This is a genomic window from Rhizobium sp. Rhizsp42, assembly GCF_047304155.1.
Taxonomy (GTDB): Bacteria; Pseudomonadota; Alphaproteobacteria; order Rhizobiales; family Rhizobiaceae; genus Rhizobium.
Map to the genome: position 1 here is coordinate 1 of NZ_JBGLYS010000217.1, position 230 is coordinate 230.

The 230-nt window shown below is 58.3% G+C and carries 1 protein-coding gene; it reads left to right on the forward strand.

The window, feature by feature from the left end:
- Positions 1 to 230: transposase (locus ACCD05_RS32140; RefSeq protein ID WP_413397742.1), on the forward strand; the 230-nt coding region annotated here is incomplete at both ends.

The window sequence follows — 230 nt, forward strand, 5'->3', positions numbered from 1 at the left end:
CTGATGGAATTGGAAGTTAGCGCTGCAACTGGCGCGGCCCACGGTGAGAAGAGCCCATCACGATTGGCGCAACGCAACGGTTATCGCGACCGTGACTGGGAGACCCGTGCAGGTACGGTAGAGCTGCGTATCCCAAAGCTGCGTAAAGGGTCCTACTTCCCAACCTTCCTCGAGCCACGCCGCATGGCCGAGAAGGCGCTGACAGCTGTTATCCAGGAAGCTTACATTCA